Annotated in this window: 1 protein-coding gene; it reads right to left on the minus strand. The window is 64.9% G+C overall.

Features of this window, described 5'->3' with window-relative positions; all coding sequences use genetic code 11:
* The coding region (locus tag L2C96_RS44135; RefSeq protein WP_237340319.1) for a cbb3-type cytochrome c oxidase subunit I at positions 1–1,298 on the minus strand (1,298 nt) is incomplete at both ends.

Consider the following 1,298-nt stretch of genomic DNA (forward strand, 5'->3'; position numbering starts at 1 on the left):
GCTCGCCGTAGCGGTAGCTCTTGAACACGTTGTAGATGAACGGCAGGGTCGACGCGCCCAGGATGTAGGCGCCGATGGTCGAGATCGTGTTCAGCGTGGTGAAGCCGTCGCTGGCCAGGTAGTCGGCGTAGCGGCGCGGCATGCCCTCCGCGCCCAGCCAGTGCTGCACCAGGAAGGTGGCGTGGAAGCCGAGGAACGTGGTCCAGAAGTGCAGCTTGCCCAGCTTCTCATCCAGCATCCGCCCGGTGATCTTCGGGAACCAGAAGTAGATGCCGGCGAACGTCGCGAAAGCCACGGTCCCGTACAGGACGTAGTGGAAGTGCGCCACCACGAAGTAGCTGTCCGACACATGGAAGTCGATGGCCGGGGCGGCCAGCAGGATGCCGGTCAGACCACCGAACAGGAACGTCACCATGAACCCGACCGAGAACAGCATCGGTGACTCGAACGTGAGACGTCCCTTCCACATGGTGCCGATCCAGTTGAAGAACTTCACCCCGGTCGGGACCGCGATCAGGAAGGTCATGAAGGAGAAGAACGGCAGCAGCACGGCGCCGGTGGCGTACATGTGGTGCGCCCACACCGCGACCGACAACGCCGCGATGCCCATGGTCGCGAACACCATGCCCTTGTAGCCGAACAACGGTTTGCGGCTGAACACGGGCACGATCTCCGACACGATCCCGACGAACGGCAGCATCACGATGTAGACCTCGGGGTGGCCGAAGAACCAGAACATGTGCTGCCAGAGGATCACGCCGCCGTTGGCCGGGTCGAACACGTGCGCCCCGAGGTGCCGGTCGGCCGCCAGGCCGAGCAGTGCGGCGGTCAGGATCGGGAACGCGATCAGGGTCATCACGCTCGTCACCAGGACGTTCCACGTGAAGATCGGCATCCGGAACATCGTCATGCCCGGCGCCCGCAGGCACACGATCGTGGTGATCATGTTGACCGCGCCGAGGATGGTGCCCAGGCCGGACACCGTCAGCCCGGCGATCCACAGGTCGCCGCCCGCGCCGGGCGAATAGATCGCGCTCGACAGGGGCGTGTAGGCGAACCAGCCGAAGTCGGCGGCGCCGCCCGGGGTCAGGAAGCCGGAGACGGTGATGACGCCGCCGAACAGGAACAGCCAGTAGGACAGCGCGTTGAGGCGGGGGAACGCGACGTCCGGTGCGCCGATCTGCAGCGGCAGCACGAAGTTGGCGAACCCGAACAGGATCGGCGTCGCGTACAGCAGCAGCATGATCGTGCCGTGCATGGTGAACAGCTGGTTGTACTGCTCCTGCGACAGGAACTGC

It is taken from the genome of Amycolatopsis tucumanensis, from assembly GCF_021654135.1.
Lineage (GTDB): Bacteria > Actinomycetota > Actinomycetes > Mycobacteriales > Pseudonocardiaceae > Amycolatopsis_E > Amycolatopsis_E tucumanensis.